The organism is Emcibacteraceae bacterium (assembly GCA_041396985.1).
Taxonomy (GTDB): domain Bacteria; phylum Pseudomonadota; class Alphaproteobacteria; order Sphingomonadales; family Emcibacteraceae; genus Pseudemcibacter.
On record JAWKXO010000001.1, the window covers coordinates 847,017 to 863,728 of the forward strand.

Annotated in this window: 16 protein-coding genes; 9 read left to right on the forward strand and 7 right to left on the reverse strand. The window is 41.3% G+C overall.

Features of this window, described 5'->3' with window-relative positions:
* Window positions 1-55 precede the first annotated feature (55 nt).
* Window positions 56-886, reverse strand: a complete 831-nt coding sequence (locus R3D86_04100) for a GNAT family N-acyltransferase (GenBank protein MEZ5757381.1) — start codon at window positions 884-886, stop codon at window positions 56-58.
* A 63-nt stretch (window positions 887-949) separates the two neighbouring features.
* On the opposite strand from R3D86_04100, the gene R3D86_04105 reads away from it, so the two are divergent.
* A complete protein-coding gene (locus R3D86_04105; protein ID MEZ5757382.1) occupies window positions 950-1,411 on the forward strand; it encodes a hypothetical protein in 462 nt (153 codons plus the stop codon).
* Here R3D86_04105 and R3D86_04110 read toward each other — a convergent pair.
* The 3 genes from R3D86_04110 to rpmB form a co-directional block, all read right to left on the reverse strand.
* A complete protein-coding gene (locus tag R3D86_04110) occupies window positions 1,385-2,764 on the reverse strand; it encodes an MFS transporter (GenBank protein MEZ5757383.1) in 1,380 nt (459 codons plus the stop codon). The two genes, R3D86_04105 and R3D86_04110, sit on opposite strands and share 27 nt — an antisense overlap.
* A gap of 64 nt (window positions 2,765-2,828) precedes the next feature.
* Window positions 2,829-3,386, reverse strand: coding sequence for a TetR/AcrR family transcriptional regulator (locus tag R3D86_04115; GenBank protein MEZ5757384.1), 558 nt, complete (start codon window positions 3,384-3,386; stop codon window positions 2,829-2,831).
* Between the two features lie 262 nt (window positions 3,387-3,648).
* Window positions 3,649-3,936, reverse strand: coding sequence for a 50S ribosomal protein L28 (gene rpmB, locus R3D86_04120; protein MEZ5757385.1), 288 nt, complete (start codon window positions 3,934-3,936; stop codon window positions 3,649-3,651).
* Between the two features lie 242 nt (window positions 3,937-4,178).
* Here rpmB and R3D86_04125 point away from each other — a divergent pair, with 242 nt between their 5' ends.
* Window positions 4,179-5,741, forward strand: a complete 1,563-nt coding sequence (locus R3D86_04125) for an amidohydrolase family protein (GenBank protein ID MEZ5757386.1) — start codon at window positions 4,179-4,181, stop codon at window positions 5,739-5,741.
* 3 nt (window positions 5,742-5,744) lie between these two features.
* Here R3D86_04125 and meaB read toward each other — a convergent pair whose 3' ends face one another.
* Together meaB and R3D86_04135 are read right to left on the reverse strand one after the other, a co-directional pair.
* Window positions 5,745-6,752 carry a methylmalonyl Co-A mutase-associated GTPase MeaB gene (meaB, locus tag R3D86_04130; GenBank protein MEZ5757387.1) on the reverse strand — a complete coding sequence of 336 codons (1,008 nt, stop codon included), beginning with the start codon at window positions 6,750-6,752 and terminating at the stop codon, window positions 5,745-5,747.
* Window positions 6,709-7,305 carry a TetR/AcrR family transcriptional regulator gene (locus R3D86_04135; GenBank protein MEZ5757388.1) on the reverse strand — a complete coding sequence of 199 codons (597 nt, stop codon included), beginning with the start codon at window positions 7,303-7,305 and terminating at the stop codon, window positions 6,709-6,711. Before R3D86_04135 ends, meaB begins: the two co-directional genes overlap by 44 nt.
* A gap of 128 nt (window positions 7,306-7,433) precedes the next feature.
* On the opposite strand from R3D86_04135, the gene R3D86_04140 reads away from it, so the two are divergent.
* The 3 genes from R3D86_04140 (at window position 7,434) to R3D86_04150 (ending at window position 11,536) form a co-directional block, all read left to right on the forward strand.
* A complete protein-coding gene (locus R3D86_04140; protein MEZ5757389.1) occupies window positions 7,434-8,621 on the forward strand; it encodes an acetyl-CoA C-acyltransferase in 1,188 nt (395 codons plus the stop codon).
* Entirely contained in the window at window positions 8,618-9,754 is a 1,137-nt protein-coding gene (locus R3D86_04145; protein ID MEZ5757390.1) for an acyl-CoA dehydrogenase family protein, read from the forward strand. The genes R3D86_04140 and R3D86_04145 overlap by 4 nt, the downstream gene beginning before the upstream one ends.
* A 321-nt stretch (window positions 9,755-10,075) precedes the next feature.
* On the forward strand, window positions 10,076-11,536 hold the full coding sequence (locus R3D86_04150) for a hypothetical protein (GenBank protein ID MEZ5757391.1): 1,461 nt from the start codon (window positions 10,076-10,078) through the stop codon (window positions 11,534-11,536).
* Here R3D86_04150 and R3D86_04155 read toward each other — a convergent pair.
* Window positions 11,526-11,954 carry a hypothetical protein gene (locus tag R3D86_04155; protein ID MEZ5757392.1) on the reverse strand — a complete coding sequence of 143 codons (429 nt, stop codon included), beginning with the start codon at window positions 11,952-11,954 and terminating at the stop codon, window positions 11,526-11,528. The two genes, R3D86_04150 and R3D86_04155, sit on opposite strands and share 11 nt — an antisense overlap.
* Window positions 11,955-12,080: 126 nt before the next feature.
* Here R3D86_04155 and R3D86_04160 point away from each other — a divergent pair, with 126 nt between their 5' ends.
* Genes R3D86_04160 through R3D86_04175 form a run of 4 tightly spaced genes read left to right on the forward strand, consistent with a single transcriptional unit; the run spans window position 12,081 to window position 16,681 of the window.
* On the forward strand, window positions 12,081-13,070 hold the full coding sequence (locus R3D86_04160) for a GDP-mannose 4,6-dehydratase (GenBank protein ID MEZ5757393.1): 990 nt from the start codon (window positions 12,081-12,083) through the stop codon (window positions 13,068-13,070).
* Window positions 13,071-13,082: 12 nt separating this feature from the next.
* Entirely contained in the window at window positions 13,083-13,982 is a 900-nt protein-coding gene (locus R3D86_04165; GenBank protein ID MEZ5757394.1) for a CDP-alcohol phosphatidyltransferase family protein, read from the forward strand.
* A gap of 28 nt (window positions 13,983-14,010) precedes the next feature.
* Window positions 14,011-15,111 (forward strand): hypothetical protein, encoded by a 1,101-nt coding sequence (locus R3D86_04170; protein ID MEZ5757395.1) that lies wholly within the window; start codon window positions 14,011-14,013, stop codon window positions 15,109-15,111.
* Between the two features lie 19 nt (window positions 15,112-15,130).
* On the forward strand, window positions 15,131-16,681 hold the full coding sequence (locus R3D86_04175; protein MEZ5757396.1) for an oligosaccharide flippase family protein: 1,551 nt from the start codon (window positions 15,131-15,133) through the stop codon (window positions 16,679-16,681).
* Window positions 16,682-16,712: the final 31 nt, after the last annotated feature.

The window sequence follows — 16,712 nt, forward strand, 5'->3', positions numbered from 1 at the left end:
TATATCCTGTTTACCCATTGCCTGCCCGGGGCCTTAAATTATTATTTCTATATTATCAATCATCCCATAGGGCCAAATAACGACTTTCCAGCCGATCAATCGGTAGCAAGATAAATACATCGGTTGTCCCAAACTGTTCGTCGATCACTGCCCCGTCCCCTATATAGCATCCCAGTCTAAGATAGCCTTTTACCAATGGGGCCAATGCCCGCAGGGCTTCTTTATTGCTATAATCGCCTTCGACAAAATAATTCATTTTTTGTGCGAGTTCCTCTCTTGCCGGTATATTATATTCGATTGGCGTTTTATGATTATTATAGAGATAGGATAGCGGTAATTTTAGTTTTTCCTGATCAGTTCCCTGTAGGCTGGCACACCCAAAAAGATAAGCAATCTTATGCTTGTCAATATAACGGGCAATAAATTTCCACATCAGATGCATGACGGCATTTGTTCTGTATTCTTCTTTTACACAACTCCGTCCAAGTTCCAGTAACTGACGATCCCCCATTAAATTCCTGAAATAGCTATTATAAAGCCCAGACAAATCAAATTCGTTATAAGAGTAAAAATCCTCTTTCTTTTCAATGATCTCTTCCCTTAAAAGACGATAAGTTGCTATGACCCTGTCAGGTCCGCTTTTTGAATTATCAAAGGCCAGAAGATGGTCACATATGTCATCAAAATCATCAAAGTCTCGTTCCTGTTTTCTAACAACATCACTGGGCTTTGCCCCCATTTCCTTAAAAAACACCTGATAGCGAAGTTTCTGGCCTGCTTCAATTTCTTCATTCGTACAGGCTAACCTGACTTCTATGTCACCACTGGTGATCACTATAGGTTCCAGATCCTTTTTTATTTTGTCTTTCTTGGCAATTATATTCATACAAGCTTTCTTTAACTGGTTGATTTGCCCACCTTTTGATGAAACATTAAATGATATCGTTTATTGAAGCATGTACCAAATGATTTTTTTTGTTCTTTTCTTTTAGCCGATATCAAAAAGTGGATTACAAGAGATACTATGAATATATCCGGAAATACAAAAAAAATAAATTGTGAAGTCTGTGGCGGCTCTGGCTCAATTGAACATCATATATTTGTATGTTCCCACTGTGGGTTTAAGAAAAATTTTCTAAAGCCTGTCGATGATACGAATAATAATCTTATTTTTGCAGCCGATATTAATGCTTTTTTCAAAAACAAATTTTATTCACTGAGCAGAGGCGAAACTTTTGAATTATCGGTACCGGTCAGACGATTTTACAAAAACCCGAGTGAACAAAAAAATCAGGTAAATTTCTTTACCTCAAAAAATATAATGTTCCTGTTGGAGCAACACGGCTTTCAGTTTGTTAGTCGTAAATCACGCTTTTCTACGACGCTAGACCTCATTGTGAGAAAGGTCTGAATGCTTACGGTCAATATCCTCAATATTTTTTATCCAGAATAATAAAAGAACACCTGGAACCGCCAATATTGCAGTAACGATAAAGAACCAGAACCAGTCCGTATATTCTACTATATAGCCACTCGGGGATGATAATATCCTGGTGGTAAATTGGGTAATCGCACTTAAAAGCGCAAATTGGGTGACTGTAAAAGACCGATTGCAAAGAAGAGAAAGATAGGCAACCAATACAGTCGCCCCCATACCTGTTGAAAAATTCTCAAAGCCCATCGTAAACGCCAGGAACCAAGCGTTCGTCCCAATGATATAAAGAGCAGAAAAGGACAAATTTGATACCAACTGTAATACAGCACAGATGAGCAGAGCTTTCCATAAACCAACTTTATTCATAAGTGCCCCTCCAACTGCAAGTCCGGCAAGCAGTGCCCAGAACCCTACTGCCTTTCCTGAATTTGCAATTACGAGGTCATCAAAGCCAAGCGATAGAAAATATTTGGTTTGCAGGGATAAAGCCATACTGTCTCCCAGCTTATAAAACAAAGCGAAAAGAAGAAAGACATACCAGCCCCTTCTTGTTAAAAATTCCTGAAAAGGGGCAATAACACTCATATATATCCAGGCGAAATATTCTTTAAATTTACCTTCAAGAATATTCTTCTCCCGCATAATTTTATCAAGTTCGAGCTGAATTTTTAATTTTTCTTCTGTGGCCTTATGTTGCGGCTCTTTAATGAATAACGTCGCCAATATACCGATTGCCATCAATAAACTGCCGATCATAAACAAATATGCCCAGTCAATTTCAAACAGATTATAAATATAAATCACCCCGATTGAAAAAATGATCCCTGCAATCCGATAGCCATAAATATAAAGGGCGGCACCTGCGGCTTGTTCGTCATCTTCAAGAACTTCAATTCGAAAACCATCGATAACAATATCCTGGGTAGCACCAAAAAGCGCGATTAAAAAAGCAACCATATAGGTTTCTGAGTAATCCTGTGTCGGTGATGTGAACCCCAACCAGACTATACTAAATGCCAAAAGTATTTGGGAAAGCAGAAGCCAACTTCTTCTCTGGCCAAAAAGTTTATTAAGAACCGGTAATTTTACCTGATCAATGATCGGCGACCAAAGAAACTTAATGGTATAGGGAAATCCGGCTGCTACCAGTAGACTGATTTCACTAGGGGAAAGATCAATCTTTGACACCCAGTAACTTAAAGCACCGGTCAGCACGCCGTAAGGAACACCGGAGGAAAAGCCCAAAAATAAAATAGCCAAAACCCGGGGTTTTAAATAAACCAGCAATGAGTCTGATATTTCTTTTTCCTGATTTTCGCTTTTAGCCAAAGATTTTCTCTATAGAATTATTTTTCTGTAGAGTGACCGATCATACTGTCAAGGTCAAGTCTCATTACATTGATCTGATCCAGGAGCGGAGCTGGATAATCTGGTTTTTGAACATTTGCGCATTACCTGTCAATTTTGCCAGCATGGTTAGCCCGCAGATTGCCGACATGAGACGATCTCCCTGATCAACACCACTTTCAGTCTTCAACATGATGATAAACTGTTCATCTATCCATTTATGCTGTATTTCAAGAATATCCCCGGCTGTTTCTGTGAGAGCATTGCCTATATTACGCACATCATAATAAAGACTGAATACAGGACATCCTTCCTTGGCAAGTCTTTCTGCATCATCAAAATAACTATCCAGAAACATACTTAGCCTTTGTCTTGGATTATCATTTTCTTCGTATTTTTTAAGCTGCTTTTTCAATTCCTGTCTATATGACTGAAGAACTTTAAGGCCAACTTCCTCTAATGAATTAAAACTATCATCAAATTCACGCTCAGAAATCTGCGCCGCTTTCACAATATCCTCAACATTGGTTGCAGCATATCCTTTTTTAAGGAACACCATTTTGGCGCCATTAACAATGTTAGCTGATAATGCTTTTGTGTTCATTTACTGCCCCTTAATAATCCTAAAGCATAACATGACAAAAGAGCCCTGTGTGAATTCACCGTGCTTAAATTTCATTCGTTATTATACTTTGATACAGTTTACAGAATCATAACATTAATATAAGGAAGTGAAGTTTTTGTTATCATTATTTAAAAATACTTCCTATTTAATTAAAAACTATCTGAAAAACATTTTCTATTAAAGAACAAAAAAAGCCGCTGAAATATCAGCGGCCTTAATAACGTTGTCCTAAATTCTGAATTTAAGCAGCAGCAAGCTTTTGCTTAATGCTTTTTTTCAGACGTCTTGCTTTTAAAGATAATTTAAGATCATTTGCTTTAATCAGAAAATTATCAAGACCGCCATTATGCTCTACACTACGCAGTGCATGGGCAGAAATTTTCATTTTCACTGACTGTCCGAGTGCATCGCTCATCAATGTTACTTTGGCAAGATTAGGACGGAATTTACGACGGGTTCTGTTAAGCGCATGGCTCACATTATTACCGCTCATTACTGATTTTCCAGTTAATTCACATACACGTGACATCGTCTTTTCCTTAACTTAAATTCTTATATTCTATGGCTGTTTCATGAGAATCGTCATGCAGCCTGATAAAACTTGAAAGCGGTATATAGGGGAAAGCACCATATACGTCAAGAAATATAACCTGAAATCTATGATTTTATTGCCAAAAAAATTACCCCTTCCGTATCGCTCGATGCTTGAAATCAAAATTTTGCAGGATATAGTGGATTGAACAGGGAAAATACGGGCAAGGGGAAAGTCTTATGAAAGTTATTTGGTCGCTAATATTTATTTTAATTTTAGCAAGCTGCAGTCAGGAAAATTCCAATGATATCAGTGCGGATATTCTGATCACGGGTGGAACTGTTTTTGATGGACATGATAGCGCAGGGGAAAAACTTGATATTGCAATAAATGGTGACCAGATAACATATGTTGGTCCCGCTGGTCAGTATAAAATCAGTGCCGCACGCACCATTGACGCCACAGGAATGATCGTCGCCCCCGGTTTTATTGACCCACATACCCACTCACTTGATGATCTGCAAAATCCTGATAAAAAGCTGAATGCCAATTACCTGATGCAAGGGGTAACAACCGTTTTTAACGGAAATGACGGAGGTGGACCAAGCAATATTCGTGAAACCCTTGACAAGCTTGAGGAAGATGGCATAGGCAGCAATACAGCCCTCTTTGTCGGGCAGGGCAACGTTCGCCAGTCAGTCATGCAGATGAGGGATGATGAGCCAACATACGGCGAAATGGAAATTATGAAATCCCATGTTCGAAAAGCGATGGAGGAAGGGGCTCTTGGCCTCTCCACCGGATTATATTATGCTCCCGGGAGCTATTCCTCAACCGAGGAAGTGGCTGAACTCGCCAAAGAAATTGCCCCTTATGACGGCATTTATGAAAGTCATATTCGCGATGAGAGCACCTATAACATTGGGCTTCTCGGCGCCATTAAAGAAGTGATTGATATTGCCCGTATCGCTGGCATTAAAGGACATGTCGGTCACATCAAAGCCCTTGGGGTTGATGTCTGGGGACAGTCAGCACAGGCAATAAAAATGATTGAAGATGCCCAGGCCGAAGGACTTAGGATCAGCGCGGACCAGTATCCATGGACAGCGACAGGAACCAGCGTCATTGGGGCCCTGCTGCCCCGATATGTTCAGGCAGGGGGCAATGAAGCTATGTTAGCCCGACTGAAAGATCCGGAACTGTTACCAAAAATCAAGGCCGACATGGAAGAAAATATGAGAAAGCGTGGTGGCAAGGATGCCTTGCTGCTTACCGGCGGTGACGGAAATATGGTGGTTGGACGCACCCTTGGTGAAGAGGCAGACGCCCGTGGCAAAACACCAATCGAAACCGCCATTGAAATCATATTTGAATGGGGAAGCAATATTGCAAATTTTGCTATTAACGAAGATGACCTTCGCGCCTTTATGCAAAAACCCTGGGTGATGACATCGTCTGACGGCTCATACGGCCATCCCCGCAAATTTGCCACATTTCCAAATAAATACAGAACCTATGTGGTTGAAAAAAAATATATCAGTCTTCAGGATTTTATTCACAGAAGCACAGGCCTTACCGCAGATACATTCAAGCTTTGTGACCGCGGTTACATAGAGCCCGATAAATATGCAGATATTGTCATTTTTGATCCTGACGAATTCGGGCCCAAAGCAGATTATATTAATCCCAGAGAATTATCTGTCGGGGTTAAATATCTTCTGGTGAATGGAGGGCTGGCAATTGATGAAGGTAAACTTACGGGTGATCTATTTGGGCGCGGACTAACGAGATGTACACGCTAATAATCACTTATTAAAAACAGAATTGAGCAGTTCCCTGGCTGCAGCAAGGGGGGTTATCTGCTTATTGATAACTGCTTTTTCCAAATCCTCTATTTTCTTTAATTTTTGCTTTTTTATCTGATCAACAATTAATTCACTTACTTCTGACCAGATAGCTGATTTCATTTGCTGAATGCGGCGTTCTTCCAATTGATGGCCAACTGACATAATATTCCGGAATGAAGTAATGACTTGCCAGATTTCCTCAAACCCGGATTTGTTCAATGCGCTTGCCCGCAATACTTTTACCGTCCATGCATCATTTTTTGGCTGCATAAGATGAAGGGCATTTTCACAGTGAGCCGCCGCAATCCGCGCTGCATTCTCGAAATCGCCATCGGCTTTGTTGATGATGACCAGATCTGCGAGTTCCATAATTCCGCGTTTTATGCCCTGAAGTTCATCACCGCCACCGGGCGCTAAAAGCAATATGAACATATCAACCAGATTTTCAACAGCCACTTCCGACTGGCCGACCCCGACCGTTTCAACGATAATGATATCAAACCCTGCCGCTTCCAGTATCATCATGGCTTCACGGGTATAACGGGCAATCCCACCAAGAGTCCCATTTGAAGGGGTCGGACGAATAAAAGCCATATCATCCCGTGCGAGTTCCTCCATCCTGGTTTTATCGCCAAGAATTGACCCGCCAGAAATTTGTGACGATGGATCAACGGCGAGCACGGCAACTTTATACCCTTTTGCCGTCAGCATTTTGCCAAACACTTCAATGAATGTGGATTTTCCAACTCCCGGAATACCAGTCAGACCCAGCCGAAGAGCGTTTCCCGTAAAGGGCAAAAGTTCTTTCAGCAATAACTCTGACTCATGCTGATGATCAGGTCGCGACGATTCAATCAGTGTTATTGCTTTTGCAATGGATCGGCGGTTTCCCGATTTTATTTTATCCGCAAATTCGCTCATATTAAGTTCTGCAAACCCCTGATCCGACCAGAGCCAGCACTTCATCCGTCAGTTCATTCTGGTCAACCTTGCCATCCGCTTTATACCAGGATGTCAATCCATTCAGACTATCAAAAAGAAGAATGGCAAGAATGGTAGAATTACAATTCCTTATTGAGCCGTCACCAATGCCTCGGCGAATAATTTCACGCACCCTGTTTTCAATATCCTTATGGTTTTTTATGCTTTGTGCCCGAAGCATTTCGTCTTCCATCTGACCACGGTGCCGGACATGGCATCGCGCCACATCATCAATAATGATGCCAATATATCGCATAATAAATTGATAAAGCATTTCATAACCTGAAATATTTTTTGCCATTACTTCGTCCAGCATGGCATTAATCCGACCGCAGGTAACCTCCTCGCATTTAACCAAAATATCCTCTTTATTTTTAATATAATAATAAAGGGTTGGTTTGGTGACATTCTGCATACTGGCAATATCATCCAGAGAGGTTTTATAATAACCACGTTCCATAAATGCCTTGGCGGCATTACGTAAAATCACATCAAGTTTTTGTTGTCTTTTTTCTTCTCTTGTCAGGTTTTGTTGCATCTATCCCTGTCCAATTGTTATACTGTTTTCAAATATCTTGCGTATGAATATATTCAAGTTTATATTGTTACCGAATAGTAACATATTTTAGTCAATAATGACATCTAAAAAATTCTGGAGAAATTTTCATGACCGCAGATTCTATAGTTATTGTTGGCATGTCTCGCACACCTATGGGGGGATTTCAAGGTGATTTTGCCTCTGTAACTGCACCGGAACTTGGCGCTGTCGCCATAAAAGGTGCCCTGGATGAGGCCGCAATTGCCCCTAAAGATGTAGACGAAACCTATATGGGTTGCGTTCTTCCTGCCGGCATTGGTCAGGCCCCTGCGCGGCAGGCGTCTGTTGGGGCTGGCATTCCATTAAGCACTCCTTGCGTGACAGTCAATAAAATGTGTGGCAGCGGCATGGAAACAGTCATTCTGGCCCATAATGCGATTTCAGCAGGAGCGGCAGATATCATTGTTGCCGGTGGCATGGAAAGCATGAGCAACGCCCCTTACCTTTTAACAAAAATGCGCAGTGGTGCCCGGATTGGTCATACAGACGCTAAAGACCATATGTTCCTAGACGGACTTGAAGATGCTTATGACAAAGGAAAATTGATGGGAGTCTTTGCTGAAAAAACAGCGGAAAAATACGGTTTCAGCCGCGAAGATCAGGACCAGTTTGCCATTTCATCACTTTCAAGAGCGAACAACGCTATTGAAAAAGGTTATTTTAAAAGGGAAATCAGCCCGGTTACAGTCAGTAGCCGTCAGGGCGACATTATCATTGATACGGATGAGCAACCCGGCAAAGCGAGAATTGAAAAAATACCAACTCTAAGACCCGCATTTGCCAAGGATGGATCGGTTACAGCCGCAAATTCAAGCTCAATTTCCGATGGTGCTTCAGCGGTCGTCATGATGAAATTGTCGGAAGCGGAGAAAAGAGGCCTTAAACCGATCGCGAAAATCATCGGCCATAGTGTCCATGCACAGGAGCCAAACTGGTTCACCACCGCTCCTGTCGGCGCCATGAAAAAACTTTATGATAAAACCGGCTGGACAGATAAGGATGTTGACCTTTATGAAATTAACGAGGCCTTTGCCGTCGTCACGATGGCGGCAATGCATGATCTCAATATTTCCCATGATAAAGTAAATGTTCATGGCGGAGCCTGCGCCCTTGGCCATCCGGTCGGATCATCAGGATCACGTATTATCATCACCCTGATTGCCGCCCTGCAGACGCATGGCAAAAAACGTGGCATAGCAAGTCTTTGTATCGGTGGTGGGGAGGCAACGGCCGTCGCTGTTGAATTAATGGAATGATTTTAAGCGAAGAACAAATCATGATCCGCGACATGGCGCGGGATTTTGCGGATAATGAACTCACCCCCCATGCCGCCGAATGGGACAGAAATGCAAGTCTCCCCATTGAAGTTTTGCACCAGATGGGCTCCCTTGGCCTGATGGGTATGACCATCCCGGAAGAATGGGGTGGCGCGGGTACCGATTATGTTTCATACGCTTTGGCATTAATGGAAATCGCCCGCGGTGACGGCGCCGTAAGCACCATTATGAGCGTTACCAATTCACCGACATTATCCTGCATTCTTAATGCCGGCACAGAAAAACAGAAGGAAGACTTTTTAAAACCGCTGGCACGAGGTGAAATTTTTGGCGCATTTTGCCTGACCGAGCCTGGGGCAGGATCTGATGCCTCAAACCTTAAAACCCGCGCAGTGAAATCCGATAAAGGCTGGCTTATTAACGGATCAAAAATGTTTATCAGCAATGGCAAAATCGCCAAAGTCGCACTTATTTTTGCCGTAACAGACCCCGACGCCGGTAAAAAGGGTATTACCGCTTTTCTGGTTCCTACCGATACAAAGGGCTATAGCGTTGCCAATGTTGAAAGCAAGCTGGGACAGAAGGCATCGGACACCTGTAGCCTTAATTTTGATGATATGCTGGCAAGCGATGATATGGTTCTAGGGAATGTTGGTGAAGGGTATAAACTGGCCCTTTCAAATCTGGAACCTGGCCGGATCGGTATAGCCGCACAAAGTGTCGGCATGGCAAGGGCCGCACTGGATGTTGCCGTTTCTTACGCCAATGAACGTGAAACATTCGGTAAACCGATCATTAAACACCAGGCTGTCGGCTTCCGACTTGCCGATATGGAAACGGAACTGGAAGCGGCCAGACTAATGGTTTTAAACGCCGCTTCACTTCGTGATCAGGGCGTTCCATGTTTAAAAGAAGCGGCAATGGCAAAATTATTTGCCTCCGAAGCGGCAGAAAAAATCTGCTCCGCCGCTATCCAAACATTAGGCGGTTATGGTTATCTGAATGACTTTCCGGTTGAGCGGATATATCGTGATGTACGCGTATGTCAGATCTATGAGGGAACATCCGATATTCAGCGGATGATCATTTCCAGAGAGCTTATGCAAAAATAATTCGCAGGGTTTTTAATCAGACCCCGTATAAGGATTATCAGCGGTGCTTGTTTTGTGACACTCATTCTCGACCGGTCACTTGTTCCCCTTCACGAGCATCGCTGATCATTTCATATAAAAATTCTTCTTATTTTCATCATAAAATGTATGTTATATGCTGCGCTTATATCTAATTTATTTGAGTATGCCGTTATAAACCCTGATCAGACCATAAAAAATCAGCTGGAAAAAATCCTGAGCAGCGACTTATTTGAAAATAAGAATCGTCTAAAACGATTTTTGTCCTATGTCGTTGACGAAACACTTAAGGGCAATGCCGCTATGTTAAAGGGATATACGCTTGCGCTTGAAGTGTTTGACAAGGATGAAACATTTGATCCCGGCGCCGATGCCATCGTTCGGGTTGAAGCAGGTCGTCTTCGCCGACTTCTAGAACATTATTATATGGATGAAGGAAAAGACGACCCGATTATCATTCAGCTTCCCAAAGGAAAATATGAACCTAGTTTTGAAAATAATGATCAGAAAAATGGGGAATCAGAGAATGACCCAGTATTTAATGTTGCTGCCGCGCCGCCAACTGGCCCGGCAATAGCGGTTCTGCCCTTTGAATTTATTGGTGAAAAAGGCAATCTGAATATTTTTGCAGATGGCATTACGGAAGAAATTATCAATCAGCTCAGCATGAGCCCCAGTCTTTATGTCATAAGCCGTAAAGTGACATCACTATATAAAGGAAAAGCCGTTGATGTTCGTGAATTATCCAAGGAACTTGAAACCCATTATGTATTGGAGGGAAGCATCCGCCATGCTGGCGAAAACGTACGTGTCAGTGCCGCCCTTATTAATGGCACCAATGGCGCTATAATCTGGACCGAAAAATATGACAGGGTGCTAAACCCAGAAAATATTATTCAGGTTCAGGATGAAATTGCCCGTCAGGTCAGCGCGACAATTGGCGATGCATATGGCACCATTATGCGAACCAGTGCCATTAATATGAAACGCAGCAGCACTGAATTCATGGAAGCCTATAAAAGCATGCTGCTGTTTCATGACTATCTTTTTGAACTTTCGCAAAAATCACATTTGAAAGCACGGGAAAGTCTGGAACGTGCCACTGAAATTGACCCCCATTATGCTGATGCCTGGGCTGGTCTGGCCTTTCTGGCACTTGATGAATACCGCTTCGGTTTTAATGTGAAGACGGATGCTGAAGATGCCCTTGACCGTGCACAGGCACTTGCGGAAAAATCAATTTCCATGAGCTCTCAATTTTCCATTGCCTGGTACGCACTAACCATCATTCATTATCATAAAGGTGAATGGGACCGCTTCAGAAATAATATTAAAATGGGACTGAGCATTGCCCCTAATAGTCCCGCTGTTCTTGCTGACAGCGGCGTTTATTTATGTCTGATGGGTGAAATTAAACAGGGACTTTCTCTAGTCAAAAAAGCTATTGCCTTAAATCCACAACATCCAAACTGGTGCCAGTTTGCTCTTTTCCATAATCATTTTCTTAAAGGTGAGTTTGAAGAGGCCTCAACCTTTGTAAGCACAGTGGAAACGCCGGACTGGTTTTGGCCCCACGCGCTGCAGGCAATTGTTTATAGTGAGCTTGGCGATGAAACTGCAAGTCAGCAAGCAAGAAAAAATGTCTTAAGGCTTTATCCAGATTTTAAAATACATGCTAAAGACGAATGCAGAAAATGGTTTCACAGAGCAGAAGACGCCGAATATTATTTAAAAAGTTTTGAAAAAGCAGGTCTCACGGCGTAAGACCGCAAGCCGAGAAAATCCAGCTTGCTTTTAACGCATCCTTTTCATCCTTAATCATTGGCTGATCAAGCTTCTCGCTATAGTCCAAACAATCCGCAATAAAATAATCCTGACCATCAATTTCATCGGCAAAATTAGCCGCTATATCGGTCATACCATTTTCAAACTCTGTCTGGGATATAATTAAGATTTTATCTTGAAAATGAAGCAACTTAACAGCGTCCCGGCGCTGCGAACTGGTAAGATTTAAGAATTTCCGGTTTTCTTCCTGTTCCGACCCAATCAGCATGACAAGACGAGGAGACGCCAGTAACCGTTCGTTATTACTTTTGGTGTAAAAATAACTGGCAGTATATACAGTAATGACAAAGGCGACAAAACCAATGACTGTTAACTTTGATTTTAACTGATTATCCATAGGCGATTTATATACTGATTTTTGATTAATGGTCTAGCGTTAAACTTAAAAAAATAGACTGGAACTTGATAAGTCGAAACAAGTTAACTAAAAGAGTTATAAATATTAAGAAAAGATGTTTTTTGAATGAAATATAACGAAATAACAGAAAAATTATCTGCTTCCCCAAAAAAATGGCTGGTAACCGGAGTCGCCGGTTTTATAGGATCAAATTTACTTGAAACTTTGCTTGGGCTTGGACAGACTGTAGTCGGTCTTGATAATTTTTCAACTGGACATCAACATAATCTTGATGCTGTGGAAAAAATTGTTGGTAAAGATAACTGGTCGCGTTTTACTTTTATAAAAGGGGACATCCGCGATTATGAAACATGTGTTTCAGCCGTGAAAAATATTGATTATGTGTTGCATCAGGCAGCCCTTGGTTCGGTGCCAAGGTCAATTGCTGACCCAATAAATACGAATGCATCCAATATTACCGGTTTTTTAAATATGCTGAATGCCGCCAAGGAAGAAGCCGTTACCAGCTTTATTTATGCCGCTTCAAGTTCAACATATGGTGATCATCCTGACCTTCCAAAAGTGGAAGAAAAAATAGGCAATCCCCTTTCTCCCTATGCAGTAACAAAGCTTGTGAATGAACTTTATGCGGATGTATTTTATCGTACCTATGGCTTTAAGTCCGTCGGTCTGCGTTATTTTAATGTTTTTGGACCACGTCAGGATCCAGAAGGGGCGTATGCTGCTGTCATTCCTAAATGGGTATCTGCTGTCAAATCCGGCAATACCGTATATATAAATGGCGACGGTGAAACGAGCCGGGATTTCTGTTACATTGATAACGTTGTACAGATTAACATACTAGCTGCAACCTGTGAGACACTCGGCAAAAATGAAGTTTATAATGTTGCCGTAGGGGGTCAAACGTCCCTTAATCAGCTTATTGAACTGATCAAAGAAAATTTGCGTCAAAATTCATTTACCGATATTGTTTACAGGGATTTCAGAACAGGTGATGTACGTCATTCAAAAGCCTCAATTGAAAAAGCAAAAAGCCAGCTAGGATATGATCCACAATATGATATGCGAAGCGGCTTACGTAAACTACTCTCATAGAGTATTCAGAACATGAAAAAAACGACCGACGAAATTAAGCGGACGGGTGAAATTGAGGAATTTACAAACCTGTATATCATCCACCCTATCAGCAGATGGCTGGTTCCGCAATTTATCAGACTGAATATCACCCCAAACATGGTGTCATCGTTTGGCATGGTTTGCGGACTTTTGTCCGGTTTTTGCTACTATCATTATCAAAATCCATTTTTCGCTGTGCTTGGGTTTGCCCTGATGTTTCTTTGGCATGTTTTTGATGGGGCTGACGGCCAGTTGGCAAGAGCCACACAAAACTTTTCCGAGATAGGAAAAGTTATCGATGGCATCTGTGATTATGTCACTTTTATCAGTGTTTATGTTGGTCTTTCTCTCGCCTTGGTTCCTTTATATGGTACTAAGATATGGTACCTTTCGATATTTGCCGGTATATGCCACGCTATCCAGTCCGGTGCATATGAGCTTCAACGAAGTGAATATGATTTCTGGGGCAAAGGCAAGCAAGGAGCCGATTTGCCAAATATCAATGAAATGATTGAAAACGGGAAAGAAAAATCGGCGCTGGGGCAAATCGCCAATCAACTGCATATTGGCTATATCAGAATGCAGTATGTTTTCAGTGGCGTCGATCTGTCATTCCGGAATTCATTAAAACAGCTTCTGGGCCTTTCCCCCGAGAATGAAGATAAACTCCGAGAATTATATCGGGAGATATATGCTCCGGCTGTAAATAATTGGTCACTTCTTTGCGCGAATTATCGTACTTTTGCCATATTTTTAGCGTCAATTAGTGGCGAACCGCAATATTACTTCTGGTTTGAAATAATCGTTCTGAACCTGACATTGATTTTTCTGGCACAGAAGCAAAAATTGTTAAATAATCTGTTCATCCTTAGATTAAAGGAAATAATCTGATTTTAGTATTTAATTGGGACCTTAATAGATGCGTCATATCATTTTAATAGCTGGTTTTATCGCATTCTTTTGCTTTCCCGTTCCGTATTCATCTGCCGAAAAAATAAACAATATCAAACCGATGATGCTGGAAGATAAAAATTATACAGAATATTGGGAACAATATTTTTATCTGAATGATGGATCTCTGGTGACAAGCCAGTTTCTGGTTGCAAACTTTCCCTGGCCCATAGGTAAAGAGCACGGCATAATGCTTGGGACGCTGGTTACGCCCGAAGGAAAACTTTACGTTATCAAAAACGGACGTGACCGTGGTGAATGGGGTTTTGATGAAAATGCGCTTGATATTTACATTCATACGCACCGGTTAAAGGCTACCGAAAACAGTTATCTTGTTCATCTTGAAAATACGATGGCAGTCGTCGATCTGCAGCTTAATTCAAACTTGCCCACTTTCGACCATAAAAGGTTTGAAAGTGAGGATGGTTATATTGAAACATCTTATTATGCACCTTCTCTTACCGGTATTGGCAATTGGCAGCTTGGACCCGAAGCAGGGTTTGATCCTGCCGGGCCAGTTCACAATGCCGATTTTGCCACTGGTTTTGGTGTCCACGTTCTAATGACTGATAAAGTTGACCAGTTCATAAAATACTGGTCCCGTATTATTGGAGTCAGTAAGGATGGAATTAAACCATTTTTATCCTCAATTACCCGACCAGATACCTCTGAAGATATAATTTTCAAACTGATTGAAGGGGATAAGGTTATTGATGACTTTAATGATGTAAAAATCAATTATAGTGACATTGTATCTGAAAAAGATGCCTCCTACCCGAAATTAATCACTGTCAGTGCGAAAAGCAGTCGTGGAACTTTGGAAGGAACATTTAAATATACAAAGAAATTTTCTCATTTTAATCTCAATGAACATTTGAATTTCTTTGAAAAATCCTTTGCAAAGTCTAACCCTGTGGTATCAAATTTTCGCTATCTTGTTGACTATAATCTGGTGTATAAAACTTCTGAAGGTGAAAAAGTCCTATCAGGTAATGGGTTAAGTGAATATATGGATATTTTGCCACCCAAAAAAGCGCCTGTGAAGACAAGACGCCGAAACCGTAGATAATAACTATAGAAATCAGCGTATGTCATTATCGACTGAAGAAGCCGAAGAAAAAGCCCTTGCCACGGCAAAAGACAATAAGGATATAGCCAAAGGAGCAAGAGCGAATTTCTTTGGGTTTATTATCCGGCTAGGGTCACGCTTACCGTTTCTTATCATTGCTGTCGCCTTATTCGGTTCAGAACTTTATGGACGATATAACTACACGATTACAACAATAGAGCTTTGTGCGGCCTTTGCCACATTCGGCTTTAAAAGATCACTTTTTAAATTTATTCATGACAAGAAATATAATGGAATTCATTCACTTGAACAGGTTATGATCTCTGCTCTGCTTTGCTCACTTCTGGTCGGCGCGGCTTTTACAGTAATTATTTATTTTAGTGCTGGATTATTGGCAGCCCTATTTGATTATCCACAAATGGTTTCAGGACTAAAATCTCTAGCGCCCATGATTATGGTTATAACCGCCCTTGATGTCATTTTAGCTGGAACAAGAGCAACCAGAAAAATGCGCTATGAAGTTGTATCACGAAGTATTGTTGAGCCTTATATTCTGCTTTTTGCCATGCTTGCTTTTTATTTTCTTGGCTTTGATAAATATGGGCTTCTGATGGCTTATGCCGTTGCACTAATCTCTGCGCTGATTTATGCAATTTGGGGTTTTTGTCATCTTTTCTCCCTGGAAAAGACTTTGTCGGCACGACCCGATTTTTCACTCATGAAAAAGCTATTAAAATTTTCCGGCCCTACGGCATTTCATGATCTGGCACTGCTCTTTTTTATGCGTATGGATATATTCACTGTTAAATTCTTCTTCTCTGAAGCCATTCTGGGTGTTTATACAATGGCTCAGCAATTTGCCACGTCGGTCGAAAAAATTTATCAAAGTTTTTATCCCATTTTATCACCGGTTATGGCCAAAAACCTAGTTGAAAAAGATTTCAAAACTGTTGAGAAACAAATGGTTATGGTTTCCCGCTGGATTTTGATGATACAGCTCATTCTGGTCATTTTGTGCGTATTTTATGGCGTCAAAATTTTTGAAGCAATCCTCCCGGAAGGATCCGGTGATCAGATGCCACAAATAGGCGCGATGATACTGTTCTTCCTGATGTTGGGGGAAACTATAAATGGCGGATTTGGTATGACTGATTTACCCTTAATCTATCGCACGCCATTGTTTAATCCGATCATCTCTCTCATTATGATCCCTGTATATCTTTTGCTCGCATTTTTATTCACCCAATATACCGCTTTGGGCCCAATTGGTGTTGCAATGGCCCTTTGTTCAACTTATTTTTTAATGAATTTGACCCGGGTGATGACAATAAAAAAGCTTTACGGAATCAGTATGCTTCAATTCGATATACTGAAAGTCTTAATTGCCGCGGGGATTACTTACGGATTATTCAGATTGGCACAAAGCTATAGTCCCATTGACTTGCTAGTAGGCGGCGGTATACCGATTGGTATTTTGATCCTGATCGGCGTTTATTTTCTATCTTTATCTTTAATCGCTTTGAAAAAATCAGACACCAGGAAGCTGGAAGCAAAATTCTTTAAAAAATAATCTTTTTAAATTTTATAATCTTTTGCTAAAT

Coding starts and splice junctions, on each gene's coding strand:
- R3D86_04100 (MEZ5757381.1), bottom strand. CDS start 886: ATGAATATAATTGCCAAGAAAGACAAAATAAAAAAGGATCTGGAACCT.
- R3D86_04115 (MEZ5757384.1), bottom strand. CDS start 3,386: ATGAACACAAAAGCATTATCAGCTAACATTGTTAATGGCGCCAAAATG.
- rpmB (MEZ5757385.1), bottom strand. CDS start 3,936: ATGTCACGTGTATGTGAATTAACTGGAAAATCAGTAATGAGCGGTAAT.
- R3D86_04125 (MEZ5757386.1), top strand. CDS start 4,179: ATGAAAGTTATTTGGTCGCTAATATTTATTTTAATTTTAGCAAGCTGC.
- meaB (MEZ5757387.1), bottom strand. CDS start 6,752: ATGAAGTGCTGGCTCTGGTCGGATCAGGGGTTTGCAGAACTTAATATG.
- R3D86_04135 (MEZ5757388.1), bottom strand. CDS start 7,305: ATGCAACAAAACCTGACAAGAGAAGAAAAAAGACAACAAAAACTTGAT.
- R3D86_04140 (MEZ5757389.1), top strand. CDS start 7,434: ATGACCGCAGATTCTATAGTTATTGTTGGCATGTCTCGCACACCTATG.
- R3D86_04145 (MEZ5757390.1), top strand. CDS start 8,618: ATGATTTTAAGCGAAGAACAAATCATGATCCGCGACATGGCGCGGGAT.
- R3D86_04150 (MEZ5757391.1), top strand. CDS start 10,076: ATGTTAAAGGGATATACGCTTGCGCTTGAAGTGTTTGACAAGGATGAA.
- R3D86_04155 (MEZ5757392.1), bottom strand. CDS start 11,954: ATGGATAATCAGTTAAAATCAAAGTTAACAGTCATTGGTTTTGTCGCC.
- R3D86_04160 (MEZ5757393.1), top strand. CDS start 12,081: ATGAAATATAACGAAATAACAGAAAAATTATCTGCTTCCCCAAAAAAA.
- R3D86_04165 (MEZ5757394.1), top strand. CDS start 13,083: ATGAAAAAAACGACCGACGAAATTAAGCGGACGGGTGAAATTGAGGAA.
- R3D86_04170 (MEZ5757395.1), top strand. CDS start 14,011: ATGCGTCATATCATTTTAATAGCTGGTTTTATCGCATTCTTTTGCTTT.
- R3D86_04175 (MEZ5757396.1), top strand. CDS start 15,131: ATGTCATTATCGACTGAAGAAGCCGAAGAAAAAGCCCTTGCCACGGCA.